Origin of the sequence: Achromobacter spanius (assembly GCF_039673305.1) — a bacterium.
GTDB classification, from domain to species: Bacteria; Pseudomonadota; Gammaproteobacteria; order Burkholderiales; family Burkholderiaceae_B; genus Achromobacter; species Achromobacter spanius_F.
Genome location: NZ_JBDJLJ010000005.1, coordinates 133,434 through 160,384, shown reverse-complemented (window position 1 = coordinate 160,384; position 26,951 = coordinate 133,434). Strand labels below are relative to the sequence as shown.

Here is a 26,951-nt window from a genome sequence, read left to right as displayed (position 1 = left end):
GGGCTGACCAAGACAAGACAGACACAGAAGAGGGGTCATTTTGGCCATCGTTCGCTCGCAGGCGTGCCTGAGCACGCTCCTGGTTCTGGCGGCATCCCATGCCGCCGCCCAATCCGTTCCCGCCACGCTGGCGCCCATTACCGTCACGGGCGGCGCCGACACGGCACTGGCCACCCCGGCCAGCACCGGCTCCAATCTGGGCCTTACGCCGATGGAGACGCCCGCCAGCGTGGACATCATCTCGCGCGAGCAGATCGAAGCGCGCGGCGACGCCAGCGTCGTCACTGCCATCACGCGTGCGCCCGGCTTTTCGGCCTTGCCCCATCCCGGCAACGGCAACAGCGCATTGTCCGTGCGCGGCTTCACGGACAGTACGTCCGTCATGCGGCTGTACGACGGCCTGCGCCAATACGGCGGCGTCGGCCTGACGTTTCCGTTCGACACCTGGTCGGTGGAGCGCATCGAAGTCCTGCGCGGTCCCGCGTCGGTCATCTACGGCGACGGCGCCATCGGCGGCGTCGTCAACGTGATTCCCAAGCGCCCCACGCGCGGCCCGATCGAAAACGAGATCCAGGCCACCATCGGCACGCAGGACACCGCCAGGCTTGGCCTGGGCAGCGGCGGTTCGCTCAGCGACACGCTGTCCTATCGCCTGGATGTCAGCGGCAATTACACGGACGGCTGGGTCGACCGCGGCCAGTCCGGCGACGCGACGTTCTCGGGCGCGCTGCGCTGGGACGCCACGCCGGACCTGAACGTCACGCTCAGCTACGCCTACGGCTATCAGCGCCCCATGCGGTATTTCGGCACACCGCTGATCAATGGGGAACAGGACGACGCCATCCGCAAACAGAACTACAACGTCGGCGACAGCTTCATGCGCTTTCGCGACCAGTGGACGCAGCTGGACACCGTATGGACCCCCAACGACGCAACCACCGTGCGCACGCGCCTGTACCACGTGCAGAGCGACCGCGACTGGCGCAATGCCGAGCGGTACGTCTACAACCCCGGCAGCGGCCTGATCGACCGGTCCGACAACACCCAGATCACGCACGACCAGACGCAGACCGGGCTGACCACCAGCGCGGTCTTCAAGGGCAGGCTTGCCGGCCTGGACAATTCCGTGTCGGTGGGGTTCGACGTCAACCACGCCAGTTTCGAGCACATCAACAACACGTACGCCGGCAGTTCCGGGCCCGTCGACCCCTATGACCCGGATCACGGCCGGTTCCAGAGCGATGCGCCGTTCCTGCCCCGTTACCGCAACAAGGCGGACCAGTTCGCCCTGTTCCTGGAAGACAGGCTGGCGCTCACGTCGCGCTGGTCCGTCATCGGCGGCCTGCGCTACGACCACGCCAAGGTAACCCGCGACGACCTGGTGACCAACCAACGCGCGATGTCGCAGACCTACTCGGACGTCGGCTGGCGCATCGGCACCGTCTATGACGTGACGCCGGACCTGGCCGTGTACGCGCAATACGCCGAGGCCGCCGACCCCGTGAGCGGCCTCCTGATGATCAGCCCGGCCAATGGCAAGTTCGACATGTCCACGGGCAAGCAGATCGAAGTCGGCCTGAAGCAGGCCTTCCTGGACAACCGCGGCGAATGGACGCTCGCGGCCTATCAGATCCGCAAGTCGAACCTGCTGTCGCGGGACGCGGCCGATCCCAGCCTGCGCGTGCAGGTCGGCGAGCAGTCCACGCGGGGCATCGAGACCTCGCTGTCCCTGGCCTTCGCGCCCGGCTGGAAGATCGAGGCCAACGCGGCCATGCTGCGGGCCAAGTACGACGACTTCACCGAATCGGCCGGGGGCGCCGCCGTGTCCCGCGCGGGCAACGTGCCGCCCAACGTGCCGCAGCGCCTGGCCAACCTGTGGCTGAGCTGGAACTTCCAGCCCGGGTGGACGGCGATGGGCGGAGTGCAATATGTGGGCAAGCGCTACGCGGACAGCGCCAACACGATCGAACTGCCGTCGTACACCACCACCGACCTGGCGCTGCGCTGGGACGTGAACAAAGACACCACCATCACCGCGCGCGGCTACAACGTCTTCGACCGCGCCTACTTCACGACGGCCTACTACACGACCACGCAATGGCTGTATGGACCGAGCCGGCGGTTTGAACTGACCTTGAATCACCGCTTCTGAGGAATCGCGCCGATGAACCTGCGGACGCGATGCCGAAGGCTGACCTATCTGGCCCACCGCTGGCTCGGGGTGGCGGGGTGCCTGCTGATGCTGCTGTGGTTTCTCAGCGGCGTCGTCATGCTGTATGTCGGCTACCCGAAGCTGACGCCTGCGGAGCGCCTGGCCGGGCTGCCGGTCCTGGCGCCGCAGGCCTACCCGACTCCGGAGGGGCCGCCGGGGCAGGGCCGCGTGCTCACGTCGGTGCGCGGCCAGCCCACCTATGTGATGGCATCGAAGGACGGCCCGCGCGCCTATGACGCGCTGACGGGCGCCCCATACGGGACCGTGACGGCCGACATGGCCGTCGCCGCGGCCCATGCCTTCTGGCCCGGCGCGACACCGCGGTATGAGGCGCTTGTTACGGAAGACCGGTGGACGCATTCGCGCGGCCTGGACCGGCACCGCCCCTTGCACAAAGTGCGGATGGACGGCGATCCGGCGGGAACGCTGTACATCTCCTCGGCGACCGGCGAGGTCGTGCTGGATGCGCCGCTGGTCCAGCAGCGATGGAACTACGTGGGCGCATGGCTGCACTGGCTGTACCTGGTGCGGGACCGCTCCGTCGACCCCGGCTGGAGCTGGATCGTGATCATCGCGTCGGCCGCCTGCACCCTGCTGGCGGTCAGCGGCGTGGTCGTGGGCGTGTGGCGCTGGCGTTTTCGCGGGCGCTACAAATCGGGCGCGCGCACGCCGTACCGGGAATCCTGGATGCGCTGGCACCATATCGCCGGCCTGCTGTTCAGCGCCTTTGTCTGCACCTGGATCTTCAGCGGGCTCATGTCCATGAACCCGGGCGGAATCTTCTCGGCCGATGGCCCCGGACCGGATCGGCAAGCCATGGCGGGGCCGGCGCCCGCCGCCCGCCTGGCCGACCCGGCGCCGGTGCTGCGGGCATTGCACGATGCGCGCTTCTTGCCGGTGGAACTCACGTGGCGCGGCATGGGCGGCGAAGACTACGTGCTGGCTCGCAATGCAGAGGCGGATAGCCGCATCGTCCGCGCGGGCGCCAATGGCCTCATCGTCCAATCGGCCTGGGATCGGGTTCCGGTCATCGAGGCGGCGCGCGCGCTGTTCCCGGGCGCGCCTTTTCAGGCGAGCGTGCTTGACCACTACGACGCCTACTATTACGCCCGCCACGCCGAAGCCATGAACGGCGGGGCCGAGCGCGGCCTGCCCGTGCTGCGGCTGGACTTTGACACGCCCGCGCGCGACCGTGTCTATGTCGACCTGCGCTCCGGAGAGGCGAGCCTGAGCCTTTCGCGCGCCCAGCGGGTGGGACGCTGGCTGTTCTACTTCCTGCACAGCTGGGACACGCCGATGCTGTTGCAGGCGGGGGCGGGCAGGGATCTGGCGATCATCCTGCTCAGCCTGGGCGGCCTGGCGTTGTGTGCCACGGGCGTCGTGTTGTCGGTCAGGCGGTTGGGCTGGGGGCGGCAGGCGCCGGGCAGCCGTTGATGGCGGCCGTGTGTGCGCGATGCCGCGGACAATGATCGCGCCGCCGATCGGCCGTTGCGCATTGTGCCGAGATCGCCTGGGCCGGCCTTACTTCTTGACCCGAAGCGCATCCTTGCCCGGCAAGTAGGGCGACAGCGAAATGCCTTGCTCCCAGAGCTGAAGTGCGCCGGGCAGCACCGGGCGGCTGCCCAGCTTGCCGGCGCTTCGTATGCTGATCTGCCGATTCAGACGCCGTATGCGTGGCACGCCGCATCCGTAAACAGCCAATCCAGCAGGCAAGCGTGGTCTTGCGGCGTGGCGTAGAAATCGCAGTTCGGCATTCTTCAGCTTGCGGCAATCTGCCTCAACACCGCCGCCACGATGGCCTCGGGCCGGTCTTCCTGCACCAGATGTCCCGCGTTCTCCACGGACACCAGCGGTTGCCCGGAAATCAACGCCGCCAGGGTTTCTCCGCGGTCATGCGGAATCCACTGGTCCTGCTTGCCCCACAGCACTTGCACCGGGCAATCCATGCGCCCATACAGTTGCTGGACTTCGTCCGTGTATTTCTGGTCCATCTGCGCGATCTGCCGGTAAAAGGCGGGCTGGCCGACGGGGCCCAGCCATGGGGCGCTGTAAACCTCCAAGGCTTCATCCGACAGCGGATTGTGCGCGGCGGTCTGCAAATAGGCCTTGAGCAGCGCGCGATGCATGTAGTCGGGCATGCCGGAAAACGCGGCCTCGTGCTGGCGGACATGCTGCACGAAGGGCGATCCCCAGGGCGCCAGCGCCACCGCGTCGAAGATCGTCAGCGAACCATAGCGCAGCCCGTCCAGGTAATAGGCGCGCAGCGCCGTGGCGCCGCCGAAATCGTGGGCCAGCACGTCGGGGCGGTCCAGGCCCCATTCCTTGAACAAGGCCGCCAGGATCCTGTTCTGCACACCCAGCGACACATCCTGGCCGTCGCGCATCTCGGATGCGCCATAGCCCGCCAGGTCAAAGTAATAGACCGTCCTGCGATCCGCGAGCAGGGGAACGATCCGGCGCCAGACCTGGGACGAGAACGGCGTGCCGTGGATGGCCACCAGCGCGGGCCCCTGGCCGAGCTTGCCCCAGCGGATGGCGTTGCCTTCGATGGTTGCTGTGCGGGGGAGTTCGAGCATGGGCGATGGGCGTCGGCGTGGCAATGAATAGGCCGAGTGTACAGAAGCCGCCATCAGGCAGCAGTCTTTCGCGGCCGGCGATCAGGCAAACCGGCGCCGAACGCGTCGTCAGTGCTGCCGCGTGGCTTGGCGGCTTCGGCAACCGGACCCACCATCATCTGCGCGGCGCCCGCCGTGCCTGTCATCTGCTGCGCAAGAAAAGGCGGCACGCCCGCCGTGTAGCGATAGGCTTGCTGCGGGAGCAGGCCCTGGATCGTGCCCAGGTCATTGGCCGCTTCGGCGCGCGCCTGCAGCAAGGTCTGCTCGTCCTTCAAGGCTTGATTGAGCGCAATGGCGCGGGCATCCAGCCTGGCCTGCTGATCGTGGAACGCCTGGATGGCCGCCTTCAGGCAATGGGCCGTGTAGTCGTCGCGCAGCGCGTTGGCGGACGTGGCGGGACCGTGCGTGCGCGCGATCTCCGGCCTCTGGCCAGGGGCCGCCGCTGCCGGCTTGCGCGCGGCCTGCAAGCGCTGGAACTGCGCGGCTTGCGGGCGCGCGGCGTGACCGGCGCGCATCTGCTCGCGCAGGCGCTCGGCACGGTAGGGATCGCGGACATCATCGATGCCGGCCGCGCCGATGGGGTCGACTGCATAGGAAGTCATGGCAATTCCGCCTGGTTCTAGCGTGACAAACCAAACCAATCTACTAGTTGGTCGGTTGAGTGTCAAGAACGGTCACGCTTTCGGCGCAGGCAAGGCCGTACCATCGGTGGGTAGTCATGCTGTCAGCCAACCCAAGGAGACGATCATGCCCCTGTTCATCACGATCGGATACGGAGACCAGGAAGGGTACGACCGAACCGCGGCAGCGGTCCGGGATGCCGCACATGCGCACGATGCCGCGCTGCAGAAGGCCGGGGTGCTAATGGGTATTGCGGGCGCCCCGGTTCAGGTACGCAATCCCGACGCGTCCGGCGTTGAAACGGCCGATGGACCGTTCATGGCGTCGCCATTGCCCGTGGCGGGCTTCGCGGTGATTGAAGCGGCGGACATGGCCGACGCGATAGAGAAAGTGTCGCGCACGCCGTGCGCGGTTGCGCATGGGGTGGTGGAGGTTTGGCCGCTGGAGCGACCCGCTTCCTAGTCCGGTTCCGTCCGGCGCAACGTATCCAGGAAATGCAGCGCTGCTGCCGACAAAGACCGCTGCTTTTTGAGCAATATCCCGATTTCCCGCGATGCCGTCGGCGCGTGCAGCGCCACGCTGCTCAGGCGCGTGGCGTCCATCAGGCGCAGGGCCAGTTGCGGGACCGCCGCGATGCCCACGCCGGCGGCCACCATCGCGCCCACCACGGAAATATTGTCCGAGACGTAGTTCATTTGCGGCATCCGCCCGGAGGCGGCAAGAATCCGGTCGGTCACCTGGCGGATGCTGCTGGCCGGACCGCTCGCGATATAGGGGCGGTCGGCAAAAACGCTCCAGTCCACGCGCTTTTTGCGCGCCAGGGGATCGTCGATCGGGCAGATGAGCACGAATTTCTCCTGCAGCAGCGCAGAGAAGGTCACGCTCGCCGGCTGGTCGGGCACTTCGATGGAGATGCCGATGTCGGCGTTGCCTTCGGACACGGCCTGCGTGATCTGGCGCGCGGAGACCGCGTGGATATTCAGGCGCACCTGGGGATGCGACTTCTGGAAGGCGCGCGCCGCCGCGGGCAACAGGGCGGACGCGACCGAGGGCAGGGCCCAGATGTTGATACTGCCGCGCCGGCCTGCGATGAACTCCGACAGATCGCTGAGCGAATCGCGGAATTCCGACAGCATGCGCATGGCGATGGGCACCAGTTCCGCGCCGGCGGCGGTGAGCGCGACGCCGTGCTTGTCGCGGTCGAAGAGCCTGGCGTCCAGCTTTTGTTCCGCGGCCTGCACCCGCCGGCTGAGCGCGGGCTGCGAGATGTGCGCGCGTTCCGCGGCCATGCGGAAGTTGAGGGTCTCGGCCACCAGCAGCACGGCCTCGAGTTCGGAAATGGTCAGGGTCATCGCTTGCCTGATGCGTTTGGATTATCACCAAGATGTAAATATATCAATTTCCAGATCAGGGAAGTCGCCCCATACTGGTCCGAACCGTAAACACGGACGGAGACAGACATGAATGACCCGCGCAAGCGGCTGCGCATCGGCGTCGGCGCCGGCATGGCCGACGACCGCATCGGCCCCGCCATGCCATTGCTGGAAAACTGCGACATCGATTACCTGGTGTGCGAATGCCTGGCCGAGCGGACCATCGCGCGCGAAACGCTGTCGCGCAAGCACGACGGGGCGCACGGCTACAACCCGATGCTGCAGGAGCGCATGCGCGCCTTCCTGCCCGCATGCCGGGAGAAGGGCGTGCGGCTGGTGTCCAACATGGGAGCGGCCAATCCGGCCGGCGCCGCCCAGGCGGCGCTCGACATCGGCCGCGAGCTGGGGTGGCATGAACTGAAATGCGCCGCGGTCGTCGGCGACGATGTGGCCGACCGGGTGCGCCAGCATCCCGAGCTGCGGCTGATGGACCGTGACCAGCCGCTGGAATCGATCCTGCCCCAGCTGGCCTCGGCCAACGCCTACCTGGGCGCCGATGTCGTCCGCGATGCGCTGGCCACCGGCGCGCACGTCGTGATGACCGGCCGGGTCGCCGATCCCTCGCTGTTTCTGGGGGTGGCGCTGCATCATCACGGCTGGCGCGACGACGACCTGCCCAGGCTGGCGGCCGGCACGATCATGGGCCATCTGCTGGAGTGCTCGGCCCAGATCACCGGCGGCTACTTCGCCGACCCCGGCAAGAAGGATGTCCCGCGATTGGCCGAGCTGGCGTATCCCTATGCCGATCTCTACAGCGACGGCGAGCTCTACATCGGCAAGCCCGCCGGCTCGGGCGGCCGTCTCGACCGGATGACCTGCACCGAGCAGGCGCTGTACGAAATCCACGATCCGCGGGCCTATGTCACACCCGATTGCGTGCTGAACCTGGAAGGCCTGCATTTTGAAGAACAGGGCGCCGACCGGGTTGCCGTGCGCGGCATTCAGGCCGCGCCCCGCACCGACAGCTACAAGGTCGTGGTCGGCTATTTCGACGGCTGGATAGGGACGGGCGAGGTCGCCTATGCGGGCGTGAACGCCATCGCCCGCGCCCGGCTGGCGGCGGACACGGTGAAGGAACGGTTTCGCCTGGATGGCGGCGTGGCCAGCGAGATCCAGGTCGACCTGATCGGCATCAGCAGCCTGCATGGCGACCATGCGCAGGCGCTGGCGAGCCATCCGTACGAGGTCCGGCTGCGCGTCGCCGCGCGCTGCCCCGACAAGAAAAGCGCCCACCGGCTGGGCGACCACGTGCGGCAACTGAACATGCAGGGTCCCTATGGCGCTGGCGGCCCCGTCAACCTGGGCGCCAAGGAGGTGATCGCCGTGGACGCGTTGCTGATTCCGCGCGGCTGGGTCACCCCGGAAGTGATTACTTTGGGAGCCGGACGATGAGCATCCTGGTTTACGACCTTGCGCATGCGCGCGCCGGCGATAAGGGCAATACCTCGAGCATCGCCGTCATTGCCTACGACGAGGACGGCTGGCGGGTGTTGCGCCAGGCGCTGACCGCCGAACGCGTCGAGCAGGCCTTTGCCCATCTGGGAGCTGGGACGGTGCGACGCTACGAGGTGGAAAGCCTGAGGGCGCTGAACTTCGTGATCCCCAACGTGCTGTCGGGCGGCGTCACGCGTTCGCTGCGCCTGGATCCGCACGGCAAGTCGCTCAGTTCGCTGATGCTGGGAATCGAGCTTCCGGCCAGTCAACCGCAATCCTGAAAGGACCCGCAATGTATCCTCCCGCTGAACCCATGGGTACCGAGGTTTTCGCCCGGCTGCCCGAGTCCCTGCATCTGACCGAACAGCCGTCGACCTGGCTGGCCGCGCGCCACGTGAAGATGCACTCCTTCCTGGAAGGGCCTGCCTTTGATCGCGCCGGCAATCTGTGGTGCGTGGACCTGGCGCATGGGCGCATCCTGCGCGTGGACCCGGCCGGCAACTTCGAGGTCATCGTCAGCTACGAAGGCGAGCCCAACGGCCTGAAAATCCACCGCGACGGGCGCATCTTCGTCGCCGACCACCTGCACGGGCTGATGCTGCTGGATCCCGAAGCCCGCACCATCCGGCCTTGCCTGCAGCACGTGCAGCGCGAAGGCCTGAAGGGCCTGAACGATCTGTTCTTCGCGTCCAACGGCGATCTGTACTTCACCGACCAGGGCGAAAGCGCCCTCGAGAACCCGACCGGCCGCGTATTCCGCCTGCGGGCCGACGGCAAGACCGTGGACCTGCTGATGGATGGCCTGGCCGGCCCCAACGGCCTGGTCATGAACCGGGCCGAGAACGTGCTTTATGTGGCCATCACGCACGACAACGCGATCTATGCGCTGCGCCTCGAACCCGACGGCCAGATGAAGAAGGCCAGCCGCTTCATCCAGCTTTCCGGCAGCACTGCCGGGCCGGACGGCATGGCCATCGACAGCGCCGGCAACCTGGCCATCGTCCATGCCCAGGCGGGCACCGTGTGGCTGTTCAGCCCGCTGGGCGAACCCCTTTACCGCATCCGGTCGTGCGCGGGCATGCGCACCACCAACGTCGCCTTCGGCGGCGAGGACATGCGCAGCCTCTACATCACCGAAGCGGAGCAGGGCGTCATCCTGCGCGCCCGCCTGCCGCATCCCGGCAAGCCGATGTATTCGCACGTGGATTGACCCGCGCGCCACGCATCCCGTTCACACCATAAAAATCACCGTACACCGGAGACAACATCATGATTTCTTCCCGATTGATTGCCGGACTGGCCTTGAGCCTGGCCGCCTTCACAAGCGCACAGGCCGCCGATGCCTACCCCGCGCGCCCCATCCGCCTGATCGCCACTTTCGGCCCGGGCAGCTCCATCGACATCATCGCGCGCCTGGTTGCCAAGCCCTTGGGCGAGCAGCTCGGCCAGCCGGTGATCGTAGAGAACAAGCCCGGCGCCGGCGGCGACCTGGGCACCGACCTTGTGGCCAAGTCCGCCAAGGATGGCTACACCATCGGCTTCGCCTCGGCCGGCCCGATCACGGTCAATCCCAATGCCCGCAGCAAAATGCCCTATGACCCGCTCAAGGACCTGGCGCCGGTAGCCCTGGTGGCGACGGGCCCGAACGTCATCCTGGTCAACGCTTCCATCCCGGTGAAGAACCTGCAGGAACTGATCGCCTATATCAAGGCCAATCCGAACAAGGTCAACTACGCCTCGGCGGGCGTCGGCACCAGCGGCCACATCGCGGGCGAACTGTTCCAGCATCTGTCCAAGACCGAAATCCTGCATGTGCCCTACAAGGGCAATAGCGACGCCATCACCGATACGCTGGGCGGGCGCACGCAGATGGTCATCAGCGGTGTTCCGCCCATCCTGTCGTTCGTGAAGTCCGGCCAATTGCGCGCCCTGGCCGTGGCCGACACCAAACGCTCGCCGCTGCTGCCGGACGTGCCCACGGTCGGCGAGGCCGGCCTGCCGGGCGCCGAAAGCGTCGCCTGGTACGGCCTCGTGGCGCCCGCCGGTACGCCGCAGGCCATCCTGGACCGCCTGCACGACGAGATCGTCAAGGCGGTGAGCAACCCGGAAACGCAGGAGAAGTTTGCCGGCCTGGGCATTGTGCCGTCCACGGACAGCCGCGCGGACTTCGGCAAGCGCATGACGGACGAGCACGAACGCTTCAAGGCGCTGTTCAAGCAGATCAACCTTGTCATGGACTGAGGGAATCATGTCGCGCACTGTTATCGTCACTGGCGCCAGCGGGCTGGTCGGCTCCGCTGCCGTCGATTCCTTCCTGAACGCGGGCTGGGACGTCATCGCCGTCTCGCGGCGGCGCCCGGAAATCATCAGCCAGCGGCCGTTCACCCATCTACAGGTGGACCTGCAGGACGCCGAAGCCTGCCGCCGCGCCTTCGAGTCCTTGCCGCAAGTCACGCATGTCTTCTATGCGGCCGTCTATGAAAAGGCCGGTCTCATTGCGGGCTGGCAGGACCCCGAGCAGATGAGCACCAACCTGGGCATGATCAGGAACGTCATCGAGCCGCTGGCCCGCGCCGGCGCGCTGCGCCATGTCACGGTGCTGCAGGGCACCAAGGCCTATGGCGTACACCTGCACCCCATCCGCATTCCGGCGCGTGAACGCCAGCCCCGGGACGATCATCCGAACTCTTACTGGTTCCAGGAAGACTACATCCGGGAAAGGGCCGCGCAGTGCGGCTTCGGCTGGACGATATTCCGTCCCACCATCGTGGTCGGTCCCAACGTGGGCGTGGCCATGAACACCGTGCCCGTCATTGGCGTCTACGCCGCGTTGTGCCGCGCCGAAGGAAAACCGTTCAGCTATCCCGGGCACATTTCCTACCCGCGCGAAGCCGTGGACGTGCGACTGATCGGCGATGCGGGCGTCTGGACCGCGGAGAATCCGCAATCCTGGAATGAACACTACAACCTGACCAACGGCGAAGTCTTCAGCTGGCGTGACCTGTGGCCGTCGCTGGCGGAGTTCCTGCACGTCGAACCGGGTCCGGACCAGCCCCTGCGCCTCGCCGAATACCTGCCCAGTCGCGCGACCCTGTGGGACGGGATCGTCAGGCAGCATGGCTTGCGGTCCCTGACCATGGCCCAGATCCTGGGCGAATCCCACTATTCCGCCGATGCCCGCTTCGGATACGGCCTGAAGACGCCACCTCCGCCGGCCTTTGTCAGCACGGTAAAGATCAAGCAGGCGGGCTTCACGCAGACGTACGACACCGAGGCATGCGTCAAGCACTGGCTGCAGGTGCTGATGGAGCGCAGGATCATTCCGTCAACAGGCGCGGTCTGACCGGCGATCAGGCGTTCGGCGCCTTGAAGACGGAAACACCGCCAATCCGGGTGCGCCGGGCGCGTGCACTCGGATAGCCCCATCCCATATCAGCGGAACGGCGGCTCGTCTCTGGATTCAACCTGCCAGATTCGCCTGCATCCAGGCGTCCAACCCAAAAACCGCAATCCCGCGTTCGCCATTGAACGTCCGCGCCTTGTCCCAGGCCACCCCGCGTCCCTGGGCAAACACGGCCCGATACTTGCGCATCGAGTCCTCCGGCTGTTCGGCAAGCTGACGCTCGAGCTCCTCCTGCGTCCATACGCGCCTGCGGACCGCGCCGCCACGCAACCGGTCCAGCGCATCGGCCACCTCCCGATAAGTCACGGTATCGCCCGCGACATGCACCACCTGATTGGCGATGCGCGGCTCGGCGGCCAGGATCCGGGCGGTGAGGGCGCCGATGTCGTCGGCGGTGGTGAGGGTGACGGCGTTGTCCCAGCTTCCCAGCGCGTTGACGGTATTGGCGTCCAGGTCGACCACGCCGAAGGCCGGCTCAAAAAGAAAACTGGTGAACATGCCGGTCGACACGATGATCCATTCGGTGGCCTGCTGCGCGCGCAGCAGGTCGCGCACGTCCAGTTGTTCGTCGAACAGGTTCTGGGGGCTGCCTCGGCCGATGATGTCGTAGTCCACGCCGAACTGCCACGGCACGAAGCGTTTGACGCCGGCGTCCAGCGCGGCGCGGGCGATCTTGCGCTGGACGCCCGGGCCGCCGACGAAGCCGGTGCAGGAGATCACGGTGTCGTAGCGGCTGAATGTGGCGGCAAGCGCTTCGCCGGATTGCGCGGCCAGGTCGCCCAGGACAATGTCGATCCCGAGCGCGCGCAGCTCGGCCAGGTCCTGCTGCTTTGCCGGGTCGGCAGAGGCCTGGGTCGACGGGCGCAGCAGGACGGACAGCGGGCCGCCGCCGGCGCCGCGCGCCTGATGGCGCAGCATGGCCATGCCGAGCTGGCCTGCGCCCAGGACGAGGGTTGCGTTGTGGTGAATCATGGGATGCCTTCGATGAGATGAATGTGTGTGGCGGGACCACGGACGGCGACGCGTATCGGTGTGGTCCCGCAATGGCTTGCAGTGTAGGAGCGGGCAGGGCGGCCATTGTTCGCCGCGCGTGAATTCACAACGCGCGGGCGGCGCGCCTGCGGGCCATCGGCGTTGGTAATATCGGGACCTTCCCGCCCCACGTGGCGCACGCACTATCGGCAGGGCCGGCTCATGGACAAACTTCAAGCGATGGCGACGTTCGTTCGGGTCGTCGAGGCGCGCAGCTTCAGCAAGGCGGCGCAGTCCCTGGCGATGCCGCGTTCGTCGGTGACGACGCTGATCAAGAACCTGGAGACGCATCTGGGCACGCCGCTGCTTCGGCGCAGCACCCGCAGCCTGAGCCTGACCGACGCGGGCGCGCGTTATCTGCAGGCCTGTCAGGCGATCCTGGCGGAGATCGCCAGCGCGGAAAGCGACGTCTCAGCCACGATCCAGGCGCCGCGCGGCCGGGTCCGCGTGGACATGCCGGGCATCATCGGGCGCGCCATCGTCGTGCCGCGGCTGATCGAATTCGAGGCGCGCTATCCGGACATCGACGTGGTGCTGGGCCTGAGCGACCGTCCCGCCGACCTGATCTACGAAGGCATCGACTGCGCCATCCGCAGCGGCGCACTGGCTGACTCGACGCTGGTGGCGCGCAGCCTGGGCCAACTGGCCTGGCTGACCTGCGCCTCGCCCATGTACCTGGCCCGCTTCGGCGAACCGGAATCGGTGGACAGCCTGCAGGCGCATCGGGTGGTCAACTATCTGTCCAACGCCACGGGCCGGCCGCTGGACTGGCGCTTCCGTGTCGGCGGCGAGACCGTGTCGTTGACCCTGCCCAGCCGCTACGCCGTCAACGAAACCGAAGCGTATCTGCATTGCGGCCTGGAAGGGCTGGGCCTGATCCAGCTGTCGGAACTGGCCGCTTCCGTTTACCTGCGCAGCGGACGCCTGCGCGAGGTGTTGGCGCAGGCGCGGTGCGAGCCGGTGCCGGTCTCCATCGTCTATCCACACGCGCGGGCCACGGCGGCGGTGAAGGCGTTCGTGGAATGGGTGGTCGAGATCGCCCGGCCTGCGTTGGCGGGGTGAGCGGCGTTGCGCCTGCATGCCTGTGCAGGCTGTCCCGCGCTACCATCCCGGGCACCCGATCGTTGCTTGAGAGACTGCCCGAATGCTGACCCTGCGCCCCTTCGCGACTTCCGATTTTTCCCTGCTGACCAGCTGGTTCAAGAGCCTGCCCGACGTCGTGCAATGGGGCGGCTCGCACTTGTCATTTCCCCTTACCGACGACCAGCTGTCGGCGATGCTGGCGCAAGGTCAGAAAGAGCCGCCCGAGCGGCGCTGCTGGATGGCCTGCCGGGACGGCTCCGCCGTGGGCCATGCGCAACTGGCCTACGATTGGCAGGATGGCAACGCCCGTCTGGGCCGGGTCGCGGTCGCGCCCACGGAGCGCGGACGTGGACAGGCTCGGCCCATGGTCGCGCTGATGATCGACGAAGCCTTTCGGATGCCCGGCATCGAACGGCTGGAACTCAACGTCTACATGTTCAACACGCCGGCGATCCGCACCTACGAACGCCTGGGCTTCACGCTGGAAGGCGTGCGGCGTTCCTCCACACGCGCGGGCGACGCGCGTTGGGACACGGGGATGATGGGGCTGTTGCGTTCCGAATGGCAGGCGGGTGCGGCAGATTGAGTCCCACGGCATCTCAGATCGATATCCGAATTTCTTATATCTGAACAGACCCTAAATCTATAGTTCTTTAGAACTTGTTGACATAAAGAAAGGCATTGCCGATCATGCAGTGGCCCGCACCCCCGCGGGCCAAGATAAGCACAGCGCCGCGTCCGCTGCGCAACTGTGCGGCCACCAGAGAGGCATGCCATGGAGACAACCCCCCACAACCCCGCGCGGCGCCGCCTGTTGGCCGGCAGCGCCAGCGCCCTGGCTGCGGCCGGCCTGGGCGCATCGGGCATCGCGCACGCCGCCGACGCGCCCGCCAAACCGGCCGCCCCGGCGGCCAAGCCGCTGCCGCCCTATGCGGCCTGGAAAGACGCCGACAGCGTCATCGTCCACACCCCCAACACCATCGAAACCCGGCGCAGCGCCTTTGGCGACGGGGTCATCACGCCATCGCGCCAGCTGTACGTGCGCAACAACCTGCCGCCGCCCAACCCGTCCATCCTGGACGACCGCGATGCCTGGACCGTGGAGGTCGCAGGCATCAAACAGCCGCGCACCCTGACGGTCGGCGAACTCAAGACCTTGGGCGTCGAGACGCTGGCCACGGTGCTGCAATGCTCCGGCAACGGCCGCAAGTTCTTTCCCCACAAACCCAGCGGCACGCCGTGGGAGGTTGGCGCGGCGGGTTGCGTCATGTGGACGGGCATTCCGGTGCGCACCCTGGTCGACTACCTGGGCGGCATCGAAGGGGCGCCCGGCTACATGACGGGCACCGGCGGTGAAACGCTGCCCGAGGGCCTGGACCCGAAGTCGGTGATGGTGGAACGCTCGGTGCCGCGCGAGGCCATGCAGGACGCCTTGCTGGCCTGGGAAATGAACGGCGAGCCCCTGTCGCTGGCCCACGGCGGCCCGCTGCGGCTGATCGTGCCCGGCTACACCGGCGTGAACAACGTCAAGTACATCAAGCGCCTGGCGTTCACCGCCGAACAAAGCCCCGCGAAAATTCAGCAGACCAGCTATCGCATGGCGCCCATAGGCTCCAAGTCGGGCCCCGACAACCCGTCGGTATGGGGCATGGAGCCCAAGTCCTGGATCACCACCCCCGGGTCGGATGGTCAGCCGGTCAAGGCGGGACGCGCCGTGGTGCGCGGCGTGGCCTTTGGCGGCATGCACGCGGTCAAGCGGGTGGACGTGTCCATCGACGGGGGCAAGACCTGGAAGCAGGCCGCCTTGATCGGGCCTGACCTGGGCAAGTACGCCTGGCGCCAGTTCGCGCTGCCTGTCGAACTGGCGGCCGGCCAACACGTGCTGGTCAGCCGGGTCGAAGACTCGCAAGGCAACGTGCAGGTGGAAGCGCGGGTCGAGAACGCGGACGGCTACGTCAACAGCAGCTGGCGCGATCACGGCCTGACGGTCAACGTGTCCTAGACATGGCGGTGTCGATGCGTAGTCCCTTGTTGTCGTATGTTGTGCGCCGCCGCCCGGTCGGGCGGCGGCTGTTGCCCATCGCCGCGGCGGGCCTGTTGTCCCTGGCGGGGGCCTCGGTCGTTGCCGCGGAAGCGGGCGACGTCGAAGCCGGTCGCCCCGAAGCCGGGCGCGCGCTGTTCCTCAAAGCCACTACCCCGGCCTGTGCGGTGTGCCATACCTTGGCCGATGCGGGCGCGGCGGGCGCAATTGGTCCGAACCTGGATGAGTTGAAGCCGGACGCCGATCGGGTCGCCCAGGCCGTTCGCAATGGCATTGGCGTCATGCCGGCGTTTGATGCGCTGAGCGATGCGGATGTGCAGGCGTTGGCGAAGTATGTGGCGGGGGTGACGGGGGGGCAGTAGGGCGGGCCGTCACAGGAACAACGCCTGTGAGTCAGCGCGAGGTCGTAACGACCGGGCGGAGAGCTCAACCACTGTGGGTTCGTGTTCCGCGTCCACGACAATCACGACATTCTGTCCGATGAGGCAATAACTGTTCAAGCAAACATAAATTGCTTTCGCCATCTCTCCATACAGCTCGATACGCGAACTATTCTGCTCAAACCACATTTCGCATCCGCGCCAGGCGGGGTCAGAATTATCGAACTCCGAGGGACGCGTGGAGTAATTTGTCGTGATTTCAACGCGCTCATCGATGACGTAGATGCCGGCGATGTCTTGACCGAACTGAATGCGTATGCCACTGACGCAAACTTGATCCCGCCATACGTAGCGGTCAAGCGTCAGACTACGGCCTTTTGCGGCCAGCTCCAGACTTGGAAAGTCGCCTGCAAATAGCTCGCCTAATGGTTTCCAGGGGATATACATAAAGCAATCGCGTGCCTTGGCCGAGCGCCATGTTAGGCACCAAGCTTCAAATTCGGGTAGCCCGACGAAACGAAGACATATTCCAAGAAAGCATGATCCACGATCATCCCGAATCGACTCGACGGCCAGGCTGGAAAGGGTAGGCGGTGCAACTACGGCTATGTATAAGTAACAGAAGTGTGCGATAAGTTACGATATGGGTTTTAGCCTAAGCGCCTTCGCATCTGGCGAAGGGGCGGGCGGCCAGTGAACAGTTGGTCCTGCCGCCCTCCATATGCGGTTCCGTCGCAATCTCGCTCGTTCATTTGAGTGTTCCAGTCGCAGAATTTGTTTAGCGCTGTCGGTCTTGGCGTTGGGCGGATGCTCGGACTTGTCCGCCGTGCGCCGCGATTTGATGAGCAAGCCTTATGACGCGCCATCGGCTCGGGCAGAGGCCGCGCGGGTCGATCCCTCTGCGCTGCGTGACTTTTTCCCGGACGTGACGCCGCCTGTGCGGACCCAGCCCAAAGGCACGTATTTGCGCCATTTGACGGCATTCAACTGGTCCTTCGCATTCAGTACGCGCTTGTCGATCGCTGCAGCGCCCATGTGCTGGGGTGGCTTGTATGAGTTCAATAGCTCCGGTGCGTCGACGTTGATGCGCCACAGCATGGAACTGGATAAGGGGAAGGCCAAGATACTGGTCGTTCAGGTGGACTGGGTTGCCCCCTATGCTACGACGGTTGATGGTATCCGCGCGGGAGATGTGTGGCTGTCGAAGGAAGTTATTGCGCAATTGCCCGCCGACGAGAAATTGGCGAAATATCAATCGCGGATCGCGGCCGTGGATGAAAAGCGCTACGGCGGCGTGCTGCGCGATGGCGAATACGTAATCGTCGAACAGCGAGAACGGGACCTGCGCATGTGCCGGTTCAGCGTGCATGTCGTCGAGGACAACATGCTGGGCCTTCCCGCCCTTGTCCGGCACCGCTCTGACATAACCGGCGTTCCATCCACAACCACGGTTTTTGACGAAGTATTCGAGGCATTTCCCCGCGACCAGGAGCTCCAGTGGTTTTTTGCGCACGAATATGCGGCAGGGGTCGTTTTCGTTAACTTCGGCGGGTCGGACAATCGCGACCTGCGCAAGCGCTTCTACGCGGCGGTCGATGGGGCGATCGCTCGCATGGCCAAGGCCGACAATATTGACCCCGACGCCGTGGAGGACAAGGTGTTTCGGAAGTCCCCCTATCCGTACTACTTGGCGGTGTATATAGGCCACAATGCCGGACTGGAAATCGACGACTATCTTTCTGAACTGCGCATCACCGATGAGCAGATGCTGGTCAAGGTAGATCCGAAAGCGGTGGAGTATCGCGAGCGCCTGCTGCGCCATTGGTGGGACGAGTTGCGCTCAAAGCATGGCGTGGGCACCCTCGTCAAACCCGACCCGCTTGCCTCGGCCGCCGCGCTAGAGCGGTTGTGAGGTGGGCTTCACGACAGACCCAAGCACGTGCGTTTGCTAAGCCCATATGCCGCAAAGAGAGTCTGCATAAGTTTTGCGGCGTGTTTCTTTTGCCCCCATCAAACCGTTGCGCCGGGTGTGGCCTGCGGTTTCCCATAGTCCTTTTCAGGTTATTTCTCACTCGCATGCCTCAACGTCTAGCACTTACTGAAGGTCTCGCTCTTGTGTTCCAGGGAATCGAACGTCTGGGCCGTGCTTTCCCCAGTCGCCGTTTCACCATAGACGGGCGCCTTGTGGGCGATGTTGGAGAAGTCATTGCCGAACTCGAATACGACATTGCCCTCCATGAAGTCTCGCAGCCAGACTACGACGGAGTCACGTCAGATGGTCGCCGTGTCCAAGTGAAGGCGACATTCAAGGACAGCCTGACGTTCAAGACGACGCCAGACTACTTCTTGGGCTTCAAGCTCTATGAAGACGGAACGTACGAAGAAGTGTTCAATGGGCCGGGGCATTTGATCTTCGAAAAATACAAGCACCGTGCCGGCATAGGCAAGTCATTGCTATCGTTTCCAAACTCGGCGCTCAGCGAGCTGTCGCGCGGCGTCCAGGCGGCGGATCGTATTTCCAGGCGGCAGGCGCAGTCAGGTGGTGGATTAGCGCAAATCGGTTGACCGCTATCCCCAATTTGAAGGATGTTAAGCCGGCGGCATCCTGATAATGTTGTCGCCAACAAATATGCTGACATGGCGTTCGTCTCGGTCCGCGCAATCCTCTGGTTCGCCAAGTCCGATGGCCGGAAACCGTCGCTAGCACCTTTGGCGCGACAGGGTTTGGCAGCGGCCCTGATCCATGCGTGGTTGCGGCGCCGGACCATGGAGTGGTGAGCAGCGTTAAAGCGCATTTTCCAGTATTGAATTCCGACAGCTCTGCCACAGAGGGACCTATGGGAATATGTACCCGAGTCTTGCTAGCTGCACTCTTCTCAATGCCTGCGTTAGGGAAGGCGCAGACAGTACGTGTCGCAAGTTGGAACCTGGGATGGCACGTTTCTACTGCGGAGGTATCCAACTGGATTGACAAGTGCAGTCGCAGTTTCAAGAAAAATCCGGCAACCAAACGTTGGGACCTGGCAGATGGCGACACAGCCGGCACCACTGTGGGCTGGTTCATCAAAGAGTCCAGGGCCAATCTTGAAGGTGTCGACCTTTCCACGATCCCGCCTTGCGGCGTCTACAAGGACGGCCGTTTCAACGGCATTGCCGTCACTCCAAATGCCTATTCGAACCGCGTCCGGCAGCTTGCCGGATTGATGGCGGTGGCGGTGCACGCCGATGTCATTGCGTTCCAGGAAGTCTCCGGTACCGCTGCCGTCCGCGAGGCACTGGGCACCATCGCCGATCAGTACAACATCTGCTCTTTCGATGGCCAGTTCAAGGTGCAGCGCCTTGCGTTCGCATGGCGCAAGCAGTTTGGCGATCCAGTGGAGGACTGCAAAGTCGTGATACCCGTGTCGCTGCCGCAGGAAGCCGAGGAGAATCAGGTCCGGCCGGCCTTGACCATGGGCCTGTTTGTGGGCGGTAAGCTGGTGCGGTTCATGAACGTGCATCTGAAATCATCCTGTGTGAGTTCTCTGGAGAAGGGAAAACTCGATGATGGCAAGCAAGAGGCATGCACGCTGCTGCAGCGCCAAATTCGTCCATTGGAATCTGGCGTTGAGTCGCTATCTGCAGGGGCAGACCATTTTGTGGTGCTGGGCGATTTCAACCGGAACTTGTGGCACGAATTCTATGAAGTGACCGGTTCCGAGGCGGTCCGTTCCGATGGAGAACGTCAGCTGGCTAGACCCATGCCTACTGGCGTTTTGAGCAAGAGTCTGTTCAAAGAAGTCTTCGATGGGCAGCCGGGCGGTCCGGTAACGCTGGTGTCGCTTGCCTGCACGCAAGATGCAGCCAATCAGGCTCTTTGTGATGCGGCGAAGACGCGGGTCTTGAACAAGGATGAGATCAAACTATTGTCTGGTTTCAATGCGCTGGGCTGTCGCAATCCCATCGGTCTGGATCACTTCGTGATCTCGAACTCCCTTGCTTCGAAGGTCACGTCTGCCGAAAAGTTGTCGATCGGGCGAATGGGAGGCAGCAAAGGGCCAACCGAAGCAAAAGCGGAGCCGCTGCTCGCAGTTTCGGATCATTGCCCGATAGTGATGACCCTGCAGTTCTGAACATGCCGTCCAAGTCTGCAATTCCACCGAATAACTGTGTCGGACTACTATTTCTCCGGCTACATGACGGGCACCGGCGGTGAGACGCTGCCCGAAGGCCTGGACCCCAAGACCTTGCTGGTGGAACGCTCGGTGCCGCGCGAGGCCATGCAGGACGCCCTGCTGGCCTGGGAGATGAACGGCGAGCCCCTGCCGTTGGCCCACGGCGGCCCGCTGCGGCTGATCGTGCCGGGGTACACCGGCGTGAACAACGTCAAGTACATCAAGCGCCTGGCCTTCACCGCCGAACAAAGCCCCGCGAAGATCCAGCAGACCAGCTATCGCATGGCGGCCATCGGCTCCAAGCCGGGCCCCGACAACCCGTCGGTGTGGGGCATGGAGCCCAAGTCCTGGATCACCACCCCCGGGTCGGATGGTCAGCCGGTCAAGGCGGGACGCGCCGTGGTGCGCGGCGTGGCCTTTGGCGGCATGCACGCGGTCAAGCGGGTGGACGTGTCCATCGCCGGAGGCCAGACCTGGAAACAGGCCGCCCTGATCGGACCCGACCTGGGCAAATACGCCTGGCGCCAGTTCGCCCTGCCGGTGGAACTGTCCGCCGGCCAACATGTGCTGGTCAGCCGGGTCGACGACTCGCAAGGCAACGTGCAGGTGGAAGCGCGGGTCGAGAACGCGGATGGCTACGTCAACAGCAGCTGGCGCGACCACGGCCTGACGGTCAACGTGTCCTAGTCATGGCGGTGTCGATGCGTAGCGCCTTGTTGTCGTATGTTGTGCGCCGCCGCCCGGTGGGGCGGCGGTTGTTGCCCATCGCCGCGGCGGGCCTGTTGTCCCTGGCGGGGCTTCGGTCGTTGCCGCGGAAGCGGGCGACGTCGAAGCTGGTCCCCGAAGCCGGGCGCGCGCTGTTCCTGAAGGCCACCACCCCGGCCTGTGCGGTGTGCCACACCCTGGCCGATGCGCGCGCGGCGGGGACCATTGGTCCGAATCTGGATGAACTGAAGCCGGACGCCAATCGGGTCGCCCAGGCGGTTCGCAATGGCGTCCGCGTCATGCCGGCGTTTGATGCGCTGAGCGATGCGGACGTGCAGGCGTTGGCGAAGTATGTGGCGGGGGTGACGGGAGGGCAGTAGGTAGGGGGGGCTGGACGAATGTATGACTGCGGCACTACGAGCCAGAAATGGAAAAGCTCTTCCAAGCGCCTCAGATTTTTTCGAACAACAGGCCTCGGATTTCCAGTTTCCCAGCCTCTTTCCACTTGATCCGGGCAGTTTGACGGCCTGGAATGGTATCGCCAAATAGGGAGATCCAGGCGCTTCGAAAGGACTTGTACGTCACTCCGTTCACTCGGCATGGCGGGCTGTCCCGGCGTGCCGCTCGCACTTCCGGAATGTCCCATCCATTCATCGCAGACCGAACCTTAACGTGGCCATCGATGTCGCACTCCTCGTAGCCCTCGCCCAATGGAGATTCCAGCGCTGCGAGTAGAATTCTGCGTACAAGGTTCAAATAGCCGAGGCGAAAGCACTCCGAACTGCCATCAGCGATGTGGCTGGCACCCTTGCCTCGTGCGTTGGGTAGTGAGCGCAGAATCAGCGATTCTATGTGACGTGCTGCCTGCATGCTTGGCAGTTTGTACAGAGCGCCCTCAGCGATGTCGAAACCTTGGCGATCGTGTTTATACAGACGCCTGGCAGGCACCTCGCTGATTCCGACTTTGAACACTCCGCTGTCACGCTGGACGAGCAGGTAGAGATATCCGTGGCACGTGCACATACTTCATTGCGAGGGGAAGTTGATCTTGAGCCAAATCGCTTCATGGCCGTAGCTTAGTATTCAGTTTATACTATTTGAAACAATTGCAACGTAAAATGATTGCGGATCATGCCACTTACTCCGACTCAGGTAGCTTCCCTAAGTGCAGCCGCGGACGCTTACGCTTTCCCTCCTGCGTACTATGACTTTTCGATGAATAGCCCGGTCATGGGATTGACCATGGCGCAGGTGGAAAGCCGAATTCGGCAGGATTTACTCAGCGAGACGGGGGTGAAAGACGGCTTGTCGAACGTCCTCTACTGGGGCTTTGCCCAAATGGGTGGATTGGCCCCCATTCGCGCAGACCGCTTCCGCTCGTCGGTTACCCAAGACCAGCTCGCCTCGGCGACGCAATTATTTTCCGTCAGCCCATGTCCGAGTCTTGTGTCCATTGCGCGTCTTAAACTACCGCAGTTTTCCGGTGTCTCGTTTGTCAGCAAGGTGCGAATGTTCCTGGACCCAAATGGTTCAGCCACGCTTGACAAACAGATCATGAAGATTCATGGGCTGCGACAAACTACCGTACTTGCTGCCGTGCGGGCTTTGAGGAACACCATTCCTGTCAATACGCGCAACTCCGCAGCGTATGAGGCATGGTGCGCAAGGTTGGCGCAGATCCAGGGGCTTTACCTTCCAAGCCTGCGGGTAGTGGACATCGAGCGAGGCCTTTTTCACCTGATCCAGTCGGGTCGGGTGCAATGTGCTGCGGATATCCTTGCTGATGCTTAGTCAGGAGTCGCGCGTAATGCGAGGGGAGCGATACCCACGTTACCGGAAAGCTATATGACGGTTATCGCCTATTTTCCCGACCTTTCTATCGCGGCGTCAGATCTGCTGCTGAGCATGGATAGACCAGGTGGGGCGCCCGTTCAGCTACCGAGCATCGGAAGCACGTACAACCTGAAAGATTTATCGCTATCCCCTACAAACCTTGTCCGGAAGATTCATCGACTGAAGCACGGTAGGGGCGAAGTTGTCATGCTTATTGCCGGTACCGTATCTCATCTTAAGAAATTGGTCGATTCTTTTGAATTGATACGAGCTGGAAGATATAAGCTCCCACCTCGATTGGCCGCCACCCTGAATGAATCCGACCCTCTCAGTGTCTTGCATACCGCAAGTGTGGTCACCGATTTGGGTGGATATTCCGAATTTGAGTTCATCGCGTTTCATAAGGCGCGGCGTCTGGATACACGCTACGATGTAAACCGACGCTTCGACGTGGCTCCATATTTTGGCGAGACTCTGTTCGCGGGTAGCGGCGCCAGCGACTTGTCTCGCTGGCTTTGCCAGCGTGGGGAGCAGTACCTGGATCATCCCGCTCTGGTAGGCGAGACAACTGAGGTAAAGCGCTTTCGAGTTCTAAACCTTATTCCCTCTCTGCTGCTTGAAGAAGACACGCGGGAATCGCTAAAGACGATCAATAACGGCGTGGGTGGCTACTATGAATCGTTCGAGGTGGATAAAAATGGCTTGTACCCCCAGGATGCGGTGCTCACGGTCTTCGCTTCGCTCGAGACCAACGGTAAAGACGTTCACGTTGAGTTGAGGCGGATGTTCTTTCACCTTTATGCGGATGACTGGCTGTTCATCATTTCCCTGTCCGGAGAACCTCGCAGGCTCATTGCCGGCCAGACGGTTCGGGTCGATATGACCGAATTTGATTTCTACAAGGTGAAGCCTCTTTTATATGAAGGTGAACCTCCTAATTGGGATATTCCCCGCCTGGCCGTGCAAATGCCATCGGCCAAGCACTGGCGTCTGACGCTCTACCGTGAGACAAACACCGACACTCCACAACTGAAACGGTTTAGCCATGTACGGGGAGCAAAACAGCCCATTATTTCTATTTCGGTAAAAAACCAGACGATGAATTTAACGCTCGAGCAAAAGCGACTTGAATATTATATGAACAGGTTTCCAAAAAGGCCGGCTGACAAACATCTTGTGACCGTCCATGTTTGATCATGGGGTTTTCTGACGTTGACTCACTTGGCGTGGGGTGTTGGATTCCGTCAAGAATGCAATACATGAACTTGCTACTGCAAACAGTCCACTCGGCTCGCTCGATTGTGGGACGAGTTATTCGGTGGACAATATACCTGACGGCTTCGTTCATCGGATTATGCATATTTGGTCCGTTTCTTAGTTCTGCTGCGTTCCAATCGTTTCTCGAACATGCAGCCTCCGATCCTCTCGTGCGCCATATACTGGATCCGGGAGATTGGATAATTGATCAACTTGTCCGACATTCCGCCGTTTTTTTTACAGTATGGGCGTGTGCTTTCGGCGCTTACAGCAGGTTCAAGGACAGAGTGAGCGACCTTAACGCGTGCCTCGGATACGCGTCCATGCTTACCAGGGGAATCGGGACGTTTCTTATCACCATGTTTATGCTCCTTGCCGGAATAGGCATGTACCCGGCGCTTGCCGGGCGGGAGGCGTGGACTGGTTTCTCAATCGTAATGCTTGCGTTCTGCGGATTTGGTTTTCCAGGTCTCTTCTTTAGCTGGTATGCCAAAGTTGGTTTCACGCCCCATCGGCTGCTTGATGCTGTTGCTCCGTATGCAGCTGTTTTGTGTGGCGTGCTCGCAATTCTGGCCGTTGTGTATGGTGCCGTTTCGGATCTTCTTGGATTGGCCCTGTTCCTGTTAAAGAACGGCTAGGGGTGCACGTCGGTCGTTGCCGCGGAAGCGGGCGACGCCGATGCCGGTCGCCCGGGAGCCGGTCGCGCGCTCTTCCTGAAAGCCACCACCCCGGCCTGTGCGGTGTGCCGTACCCTGGCCGATGCGGGCGCGGCGGGCATGATCGGTCCGAACCTGGGGCGCCGACCTATTGGCATGGCGCATGCAGGCGTCGGACTGCAAATCCCTGCCTCGGATTTGCAGCCTGACGGCTGGCATCACACTCCGTCGCAGCTCAGACCTGCGCCATCCCCCCATCCACAAACAACTCGATCCCGTTCACAAAGCTGGCCGCGTCCGACGCCAGGAACGCCACCGCTTTGCCGATCTCTTGCGGCTCGCCCAGGCGGCCCAGGGGCACCTGCGCGGCCAGGTAGTCGAACAGTCCCTGGCGGGCCTCGTCGGCAACCAGGCCGCCCAGTCCCGGCGTGCGGATCGGGCCCGGGCTTACGACGTTCACGCGGATGCCGCGTTCCTTCAGGTCCAGCGCCCAGGAACGCGCGAAGTTGCGCACCGCCGCTTTGCTGGCGCTGTAGACGCTGAAGTTCGCCGTCCCCTGGATCGAAACGGTCGACGCCGTCAGGATCACCGAGGCGCCGTCGACCAGCAGCGGCAGGGCCTTTTGCACGGTGAACAGCGTGCCGCGCACATTGGTGCCGAAAATCCGGTCGAAGTGTTCTTCCGTGATCGCGCCCAGCGGCATCATGTCGCCGCCGCCGGCATTGGCGAACAGGATGTCGAGCTTGCCGGCGCTCTTGGCGATCTGCGCGTAGACGCCGTCAAGGTCGCTCAAGACCGACGCGTCGGCGCGGATGCCGGTTGCCGCGCTGCCGATGCTGGCGACGGCGGCGTCGAGTTCGGCCTGACGCCGCCCGGTGATGAAGACGCGCGCGCCTTGTGCGGCCAATTCCTGCGCGCTTGCCAGGCCGATGCCCGTGGTGCCTCCGGTAACGAGTGCGACCTTGCCGTTGAGTTGCTGATTCATGATGTGCTCCAAATCCTTGATGGGTGGTTTGTCAGTCGGGCCTTCACCGGACTCATTTCTCGTGAAATGCCGTTGTCGACTGGGTATGGAGCAACTTTAAGGGCGCATTTATTCTGGATAAACCATGTAAAATTGAAATAACTATCCAGCTTTATGGATAATGGCGGCCTTCAGGAGCACCCGGCATGGATCAGTTGACGGCCATACGCGGCTTTGCCCGTGTGGTGGAAGCAGGCAGTTTCACCCGCGCGGCGGACTCGCTGGACATGCCCAACGCCACGCTCAGCAAGGTGGTGCAAGACCTGGAGGCGCACCTGGGCGTGCGCCTGCTGCAGCGCACGACGCGGCGCGTCACGGTCACGCCGGAAGGACGCGATTACTACGAAAAAGCCCTGCGCATCGTGCGCGACCTGGAAGACATCGACAGCTCGTTCAGCGCCGCGCCCGGCAGGCCCAAAGGCCACCTGCGCATCGATGTCGGCGGATCCACCGCGCGCGATGTGCTGATCCCCGCCATGCCGGATTTCCTGGCACGCTATCCCGACATCCGGATCGACCTGGGCGTGTCCGACCGTGCCGTCGACCTGATCAGCGATAACGTCGACTGCGTGATCCGCGGCGGTCCGCTCAACGACTCGTCCCTGGTGGCGCGGCACATCGGCACCGCAGATCTGATCACCTGCGCCGCGCCGGCCTACCTCAAACAGTTCGGCACGCCGGCGTATCCGGATGAGCTGAAAAACGGCCACAAGCTGGTCAGCTACCTGTCGCCGCAGAACGGCCGCGCGTTTCCGTTTCGTTTTGAGCGCGACGGTGAAAAATTCGAGATCAAGGTCGAACATCGCGTTGGCGTCAACGAAAGCAACGCCCATCTGGCCGCCGCGCTGGCTGGGCTGGGCATCGTCCAGACCTTCACGTATGCAGCCGGCGCCGCGCTCAAGAGCGGGGCGCTCGTCGAAATCCTGAAACCCTGGCGGCCGCAGCCGTATCCCTTCCACGTCGTGTACCCCCACAATCGCCATGTCACGCAGCGCCTGCGCGTGTTCATCGACTGGCTCATGGAGCACGTTCCGGCGCGTCTCAAGGGCTGAGAGGACAAGGGCGACA

General features: G+C 63.6%; 28 protein-coding genes and 1 pseudogene. 21 read left to right on the top strand and 8 right to left on the bottom strand.

Annotation, left to right across the window (positions count from 1 at the left end; all coding sequences use genetic code 11):
- Nucleotides 1-40 precede the first annotated feature (40 nt).
- Entirely contained in the window at nucleotides 41-2,152 is a 2,112-nt protein-coding gene (locus ABE485_RS07415; protein WP_346514621.1) for a TonB-dependent receptor, read from the top strand.
- A gap of 12 nt (nucleotides 2,153-2,164) precedes the next feature.
- Nucleotides 2,165-3,646, top strand: a complete 1,482-nt coding sequence (locus tag ABE485_RS07410; protein WP_346514620.1) for a PepSY-associated TM helix domain-containing protein — start codon at nucleotides 2,165-2,167, stop codon at nucleotides 3,644-3,646.
- An 87-nt stretch (nucleotides 3,647-3,733) separates the two neighbouring features.
- Here the strand turns inward: ABE485_RS07410 and ABE485_RS07405 are convergent, their stop codons facing one another.
- The 3 genes from ABE485_RS07405 to ABE485_RS07395 form a co-directional block, all read right to left on the bottom strand.
- Nucleotides 3,734-3,892: a hypothetical protein gene (locus ABE485_RS07405; RefSeq protein WP_346514619.1), complete on the bottom strand. Its 159-nt coding sequence runs from the start codon at nucleotides 3,890-3,892 to the stop codon at nucleotides 3,734-3,736.
- A 77-nt stretch (nucleotides 3,893-3,969) separates the two neighbouring features.
- The gene (locus ABE485_RS07400; protein ID WP_346514618.1) at nucleotides 3,970-4,788 is read right to left on the bottom strand and encodes an alpha/beta fold hydrolase; all 819 of its coding nucleotides are present in this window, start codon (nucleotides 4,786-4,788) and stop codon (nucleotides 3,970-3,972) included.
- 53 nt (nucleotides 4,789-4,841) lie between these two features.
- The gene (locus ABE485_RS07395; protein ID WP_346514616.1) at nucleotides 4,842-5,429 is read right to left on the bottom strand and encodes a hypothetical protein; all 588 of its coding nucleotides are present in this window, start codon (nucleotides 5,427-5,429) and stop codon (nucleotides 4,842-4,844) included.
- A 145-nt stretch (nucleotides 5,430-5,574) separates the two neighbouring features.
- Here ABE485_RS07395 and ABE485_RS07390 point away from each other — a divergent pair, with 145 nt between their 5' ends.
- Nucleotides 5,575-5,910 (top strand): YciI family protein, encoded by a 336-nt coding sequence (locus ABE485_RS07390; protein ID WP_346514614.1) that lies wholly within the window; start codon nucleotides 5,575-5,577, stop codon nucleotides 5,908-5,910.
- Here ABE485_RS07390 and ABE485_RS07385 read toward each other — a convergent pair.
- A complete protein-coding gene (locus ABE485_RS07385; protein WP_346514612.1) occupies nucleotides 5,907-6,800 on the bottom strand; it encodes a LysR family transcriptional regulator in 894 nt (297 codons plus the stop codon). The two genes, ABE485_RS07390 and ABE485_RS07385, sit on opposite strands and share 4 nt — an antisense overlap.
- Before the next feature lie 108 nt (nucleotides 6,801-6,908).
- On the opposite strand from ABE485_RS07385, the gene ABE485_RS07380 reads away from it, so the two are divergent.
- Genes ABE485_RS07380 through ABE485_RS07360 form a run of 5 tightly spaced genes read left to right on the top strand, consistent with a single transcriptional unit; the run spans nucleotide 6,909 to nucleotide 11,658 of the window.
- Nucleotides 6,909-8,273: an acyclic terpene utilization AtuA family protein gene (locus ABE485_RS07380; protein ID WP_346514610.1), complete on the top strand. Its 1,365-nt coding sequence runs from the start codon at nucleotides 6,909-6,911 to the stop codon at nucleotides 8,271-8,273.
- Nucleotides 8,270-8,596, top strand: coding sequence for an AtuA-related protein (locus ABE485_RS07375; protein WP_346514608.1), 327 nt, complete (start codon nucleotides 8,270-8,272; stop codon nucleotides 8,594-8,596). The genes ABE485_RS07380 and ABE485_RS07375 overlap by 4 nt, the downstream gene beginning before the upstream one ends.
- An 11-nt stretch (nucleotides 8,597-8,607) precedes the next feature.
- Nucleotides 8,608-9,525 carry an SMP-30/gluconolactonase/LRE family protein gene (locus tag ABE485_RS07370; RefSeq protein WP_346514606.1) on the top strand — a complete coding sequence of 306 codons (918 nt, stop codon included), beginning with the start codon at nucleotides 8,608-8,610 and terminating at the stop codon, nucleotides 9,523-9,525.
- Between the two features lie 59 nt (nucleotides 9,526-9,584).
- A complete protein-coding gene (locus ABE485_RS07365) occupies nucleotides 9,585-10,556 on the top strand; it encodes a Bug family tripartite tricarboxylate transporter substrate binding protein (protein WP_346514604.1) in 972 nt (323 codons plus the stop codon).
- 7 nt (nucleotides 10,557-10,563) lie between these two features.
- Nucleotides 10,564-11,658 (top strand): SDR family oxidoreductase, encoded by a 1,095-nt coding sequence (locus ABE485_RS07360; protein WP_346514602.1) that lies wholly within the window; start codon nucleotides 10,564-10,566, stop codon nucleotides 11,656-11,658.
- A gap of 117 nt (nucleotides 11,659-11,775) precedes the next feature.
- Here ABE485_RS07360 and ABE485_RS07355 read toward each other — a convergent pair whose 3' ends face one another.
- Nucleotides 11,776-12,690 (bottom strand): aromatic alcohol reductase, encoded by a 915-nt coding sequence (locus tag ABE485_RS07355; RefSeq protein ID WP_346514601.1) that lies wholly within the window; start codon nucleotides 12,688-12,690, stop codon nucleotides 11,776-11,778.
- 222 nt (nucleotides 12,691-12,912) lie between these two features.
- Between ABE485_RS07355 and ABE485_RS07350 the strand changes: the two genes are divergently transcribed.
- The 4 genes from ABE485_RS07350 (at nucleotide 12,913) to ABE485_RS07335 (ending at nucleotide 16,236) form a co-directional block, all read left to right on the top strand.
- Entirely contained in the window at nucleotides 12,913-13,812 is a 900-nt protein-coding gene (locus ABE485_RS07350) for a LysR family transcriptional regulator (RefSeq protein ID WP_346514600.1), read from the top strand.
- Between the two features lie 82 nt (nucleotides 13,813-13,894).
- The gene (locus ABE485_RS07345) at nucleotides 13,895-14,419 is read left to right on the top strand and encodes a GNAT family N-acetyltransferase (protein ID WP_346514599.1); all 525 of its coding nucleotides are present in this window, start codon (nucleotides 13,895-13,897) and stop codon (nucleotides 14,417-14,419) included.
- A 189-nt stretch (nucleotides 14,420-14,608) separates the two neighbouring features.
- Nucleotides 14,609-15,835, top strand: coding sequence for a sulfite oxidase (locus ABE485_RS07340; protein ID WP_346514598.1), 1,227 nt, complete (start codon nucleotides 14,609-14,611; stop codon nucleotides 15,833-15,835).
- A 2-nt stretch (nucleotides 15,836-15,837) separates the two neighbouring features.
- A complete protein-coding gene (locus tag ABE485_RS07335) occupies nucleotides 15,838-16,236 on the top strand; it encodes a c-type cytochrome (protein ID WP_346514596.1) in 399 nt (132 codons plus the stop codon).
- Between the two features lie 9 nt (nucleotides 16,237-16,245).
- On the opposite strand, the gene ABE485_RS07330 is transcribed toward ABE485_RS07335, so the two are convergent.
- Nucleotides 16,246-16,701, bottom strand: a complete 456-nt coding sequence (locus ABE485_RS07330) for a hypothetical protein (protein ID WP_346514594.1) — start codon at nucleotides 16,699-16,701, stop codon at nucleotides 16,246-16,248.
- 370 nt (nucleotides 16,702-17,071) lie between these two features.
- Here ABE485_RS07330 and ABE485_RS07325 point away from each other — a divergent pair, with 370 nt between their 5' ends.
- The 5 genes and pseudogenes from ABE485_RS07325 (at nucleotide 17,072) to ABE485_RS07305 (ending at nucleotide 21,493) form a co-directional block, all read left to right on the top strand.
- The gene (locus ABE485_RS07325; protein ID WP_346514592.1) at nucleotides 17,072-18,166 is read left to right on the top strand and encodes a hypothetical protein; all 1,095 of its coding nucleotides are present in this window, start codon (nucleotides 17,072-17,074) and stop codon (nucleotides 18,164-18,166) included.
- 164 nt (nucleotides 18,167-18,330) lie between these two features.
- On the top strand, nucleotides 18,331-18,819 hold the full coding sequence (locus tag ABE485_RS07320; protein WP_346514591.1) for a DUF6998 domain-containing protein: 489 nt from the start codon (nucleotides 18,331-18,333) through the stop codon (nucleotides 18,817-18,819).
- Nucleotides 18,820-19,112: 293 nt separating this feature from the next.
- Nucleotides 19,113-20,366 (top strand): hypothetical protein, encoded by a 1,254-nt coding sequence (locus ABE485_RS07315; RefSeq protein WP_346514590.1) that lies wholly within the window; start codon nucleotides 19,113-19,115, stop codon nucleotides 20,364-20,366.
- Nucleotides 20,367-20,426: 60 nt separating this feature from the next.
- Nucleotides 20,427-21,095 (top strand): annotated as a pseudogene (locus tag ABE485_RS07310) (molybdopterin-dependent oxidoreductase); the annotation flags it as partial.
- A gap of 2 nt (nucleotides 21,096-21,097) precedes the next feature.
- Nucleotides 21,098-21,493: a c-type cytochrome gene (locus tag ABE485_RS07305; RefSeq protein WP_346514588.1), complete on the top strand. Its 396-nt coding sequence runs from the start codon at nucleotides 21,098-21,100 to the stop codon at nucleotides 21,491-21,493.
- 70 nt (nucleotides 21,494-21,563) lie between these two features.
- On the opposite strand, the gene ABE485_RS07300 is transcribed toward ABE485_RS07305, so the two are convergent.
- Nucleotides 21,564-22,136, bottom strand: coding sequence for a GIY-YIG nuclease family protein (locus tag ABE485_RS07300; RefSeq protein WP_346514587.1), 573 nt, complete (start codon nucleotides 22,134-22,136; stop codon nucleotides 21,564-21,566).
- A gap of 192 nt (nucleotides 22,137-22,328) precedes the next feature.
- Here ABE485_RS07300 and ABE485_RS07295 point away from each other — a divergent pair, with 192 nt between their 5' ends.
- From ABE485_RS07295 to ABE485_RS07285, 3 genes are all read left to right on the top strand, one after another.
- Nucleotides 22,329-22,904: a hypothetical protein gene (locus ABE485_RS07295; protein WP_346514585.1), complete on the top strand. Its 576-nt coding sequence runs from the start codon at nucleotides 22,329-22,331 to the stop codon at nucleotides 22,902-22,904.
- Between the two features lie 54 nt (nucleotides 22,905-22,958).
- Nucleotides 22,959-24,140, top strand: a complete 1,182-nt coding sequence (locus tag ABE485_RS07290) for a hypothetical protein (RefSeq protein WP_346514583.1) — start codon at nucleotides 22,959-22,961, stop codon at nucleotides 24,138-24,140.
- A gap of 386 nt (nucleotides 24,141-24,526) precedes the next feature.
- A complete protein-coding gene (locus ABE485_RS07285) occupies nucleotides 24,527-24,841 on the top strand; it encodes a hypothetical protein (protein WP_346514581.1) in 315 nt (104 codons plus the stop codon).
- Between the two features lie 253 nt (nucleotides 24,842-25,094).
- On the opposite strand, the gene ABE485_RS07280 is transcribed toward ABE485_RS07285, so the two are convergent.
- Complete coding sequence (locus ABE485_RS07280; RefSeq protein ID WP_346514580.1) at nucleotides 25,095-25,844, bottom strand: SDR family NAD(P)-dependent oxidoreductase; 750 nt, start codon at nucleotides 25,842-25,844, stop codon at nucleotides 25,095-25,097.
- Between the two features lie 185 nt (nucleotides 25,845-26,029).
- Here ABE485_RS07280 and ABE485_RS07275 point away from each other — a divergent pair, with 185 nt between their 5' ends.
- Nucleotides 26,030-26,935 (top strand): LysR family transcriptional regulator, encoded by a 906-nt coding sequence (locus ABE485_RS07275; protein WP_346514579.1) that lies wholly within the window; start codon nucleotides 26,030-26,032, stop codon nucleotides 26,933-26,935.
- Nucleotides 26,936-26,951 lie beyond the last annotated feature (16 nt).

What these genes read in the sequence shown, in the direction of transcription:
- ABE485_RS07410 (WP_346514620.1), top strand. Translation starts at nt 2,165, where the DNA reads ATGAACCTGCGGACGCGATGCCGAAGGCTGACCTATCTGGCCCACCGC.
- ABE485_RS07400 (WP_346514618.1), bottom strand. Translation starts at nt 4,788, where the DNA reads ATGCTCGAACTCCCCCGCACAGCAACCATCGAAGGCAACGCCATCCGC.
- ABE485_RS07395 (WP_346514616.1), bottom strand. Translation starts at nt 5,429, where the DNA reads ATGACTTCCTATGCAGTCGACCCCATCGGCGCGGCCGGCATCGATGAT.
- ABE485_RS07390 (WP_346514614.1), top strand. Translation starts at nt 5,575, where the DNA reads ATGCCCCTGTTCATCACGATCGGATACGGAGACCAGGAAGGGTACGAC.
- ABE485_RS07385 (WP_346514612.1), bottom strand. Translation starts at nt 6,800, where the DNA reads ATGACCCTGACCATTTCCGAACTCGAGGCCGTGCTGCTGGTGGCCGAG.
- ABE485_RS07380 (WP_346514610.1), top strand. Translation starts at nt 6,909, where the DNA reads ATGAATGACCCGCGCAAGCGGCTGCGCATCGGCGTCGGCGCCGGCATG.
- ABE485_RS07375 (WP_346514608.1), top strand. Translation starts at nt 8,270, where the DNA reads ATGAGCATCCTGGTTTACGACCTTGCGCATGCGCGCGCCGGCGATAAG.
- ABE485_RS07370 (WP_346514606.1), top strand. Translation starts at nt 8,608, where the DNA reads ATGTATCCTCCCGCTGAACCCATGGGTACCGAGGTTTTCGCCCGGCTG.
- ABE485_RS07365 (WP_346514604.1), top strand. Translation starts at nt 9,585, where the DNA reads ATGATTTCTTCCCGATTGATTGCCGGACTGGCCTTGAGCCTGGCCGCC.
- ABE485_RS07360 (WP_346514602.1), top strand. Translation starts at nt 10,564, where the DNA reads ATGTCGCGCACTGTTATCGTCACTGGCGCCAGCGGGCTGGTCGGCTCC.
- ABE485_RS07355 (WP_346514601.1), bottom strand. Translation starts at nt 12,690, where the DNA reads ATGATTCACCACAACGCAACCCTCGTCCTGGGCGCAGGCCAGCTCGGC.
- ABE485_RS07350 (WP_346514600.1), top strand. Translation starts at nt 12,913, where the DNA reads ATGGACAAACTTCAAGCGATGGCGACGTTCGTTCGGGTCGTCGAGGCG.
- ABE485_RS07345 (WP_346514599.1), top strand. Translation starts at nt 13,895, where the DNA reads ATGCTGACCCTGCGCCCCTTCGCGACTTCCGATTTTTCCCTGCTGACC.
- ABE485_RS07340 (WP_346514598.1), top strand. Translation starts at nt 14,609, where the DNA reads ATGGAGACAACCCCCCACAACCCCGCGCGGCGCCGCCTGTTGGCCGGC.
- ABE485_RS07335 (WP_346514596.1), top strand. Translation starts at nt 15,838, where the DNA reads ATGGCGGTGTCGATGCGTAGTCCCTTGTTGTCGTATGTTGTGCGCCGC.
- ABE485_RS07330 (WP_346514594.1), bottom strand. Translation starts at nt 16,701, where the DNA reads ATGTATATCCCCTGGAAACCATTAGGCGAGCTATTTGCAGGCGACTTT.
- ABE485_RS07320 (WP_346514591.1), top strand. Translation starts at nt 18,331, where the DNA reads ATGCCTCAACGTCTAGCACTTACTGAAGGTCTCGCTCTTGTGTTCCAG.
- ABE485_RS07305 (WP_346514588.1), top strand. Translation starts at nt 21,098, where the DNA reads ATGGCGGTGTCGATGCGTAGCGCCTTGTTGTCGTATGTTGTGCGCCGC.
- ABE485_RS07300 (WP_346514587.1), bottom strand. Translation starts at nt 22,136, where the DNA reads ATGTGCACGTGCCACGGATATCTCTACCTGCTCGTCCAGCGTGACAGC.
- ABE485_RS07295 (WP_346514585.1), top strand. Translation starts at nt 22,329, where the DNA reads ATGAATAGCCCGGTCATGGGATTGACCATGGCGCAGGTGGAAAGCCGA.
- ABE485_RS07290 (WP_346514583.1), top strand. Translation starts at nt 22,959, where the DNA reads ATGACGGTTATCGCCTATTTTCCCGACCTTTCTATCGCGGCGTCAGAT.
- ABE485_RS07285 (WP_346514581.1), top strand. Translation starts at nt 24,527, where the DNA reads ATGCTTACCAGGGGAATCGGGACGTTTCTTATCACCATGTTTATGCTC.
- ABE485_RS07280 (WP_346514580.1), bottom strand. Translation starts at nt 25,844, where the DNA reads ATGAATCAGCAACTCAACGGCAAGGTCGCACTCGTTACCGGAGGCACC.
- ABE485_RS07275 (WP_346514579.1), top strand. Translation starts at nt 26,030, where the DNA reads ATGGATCAGTTGACGGCCATACGCGGCTTTGCCCGTGTGGTGGAAGCA.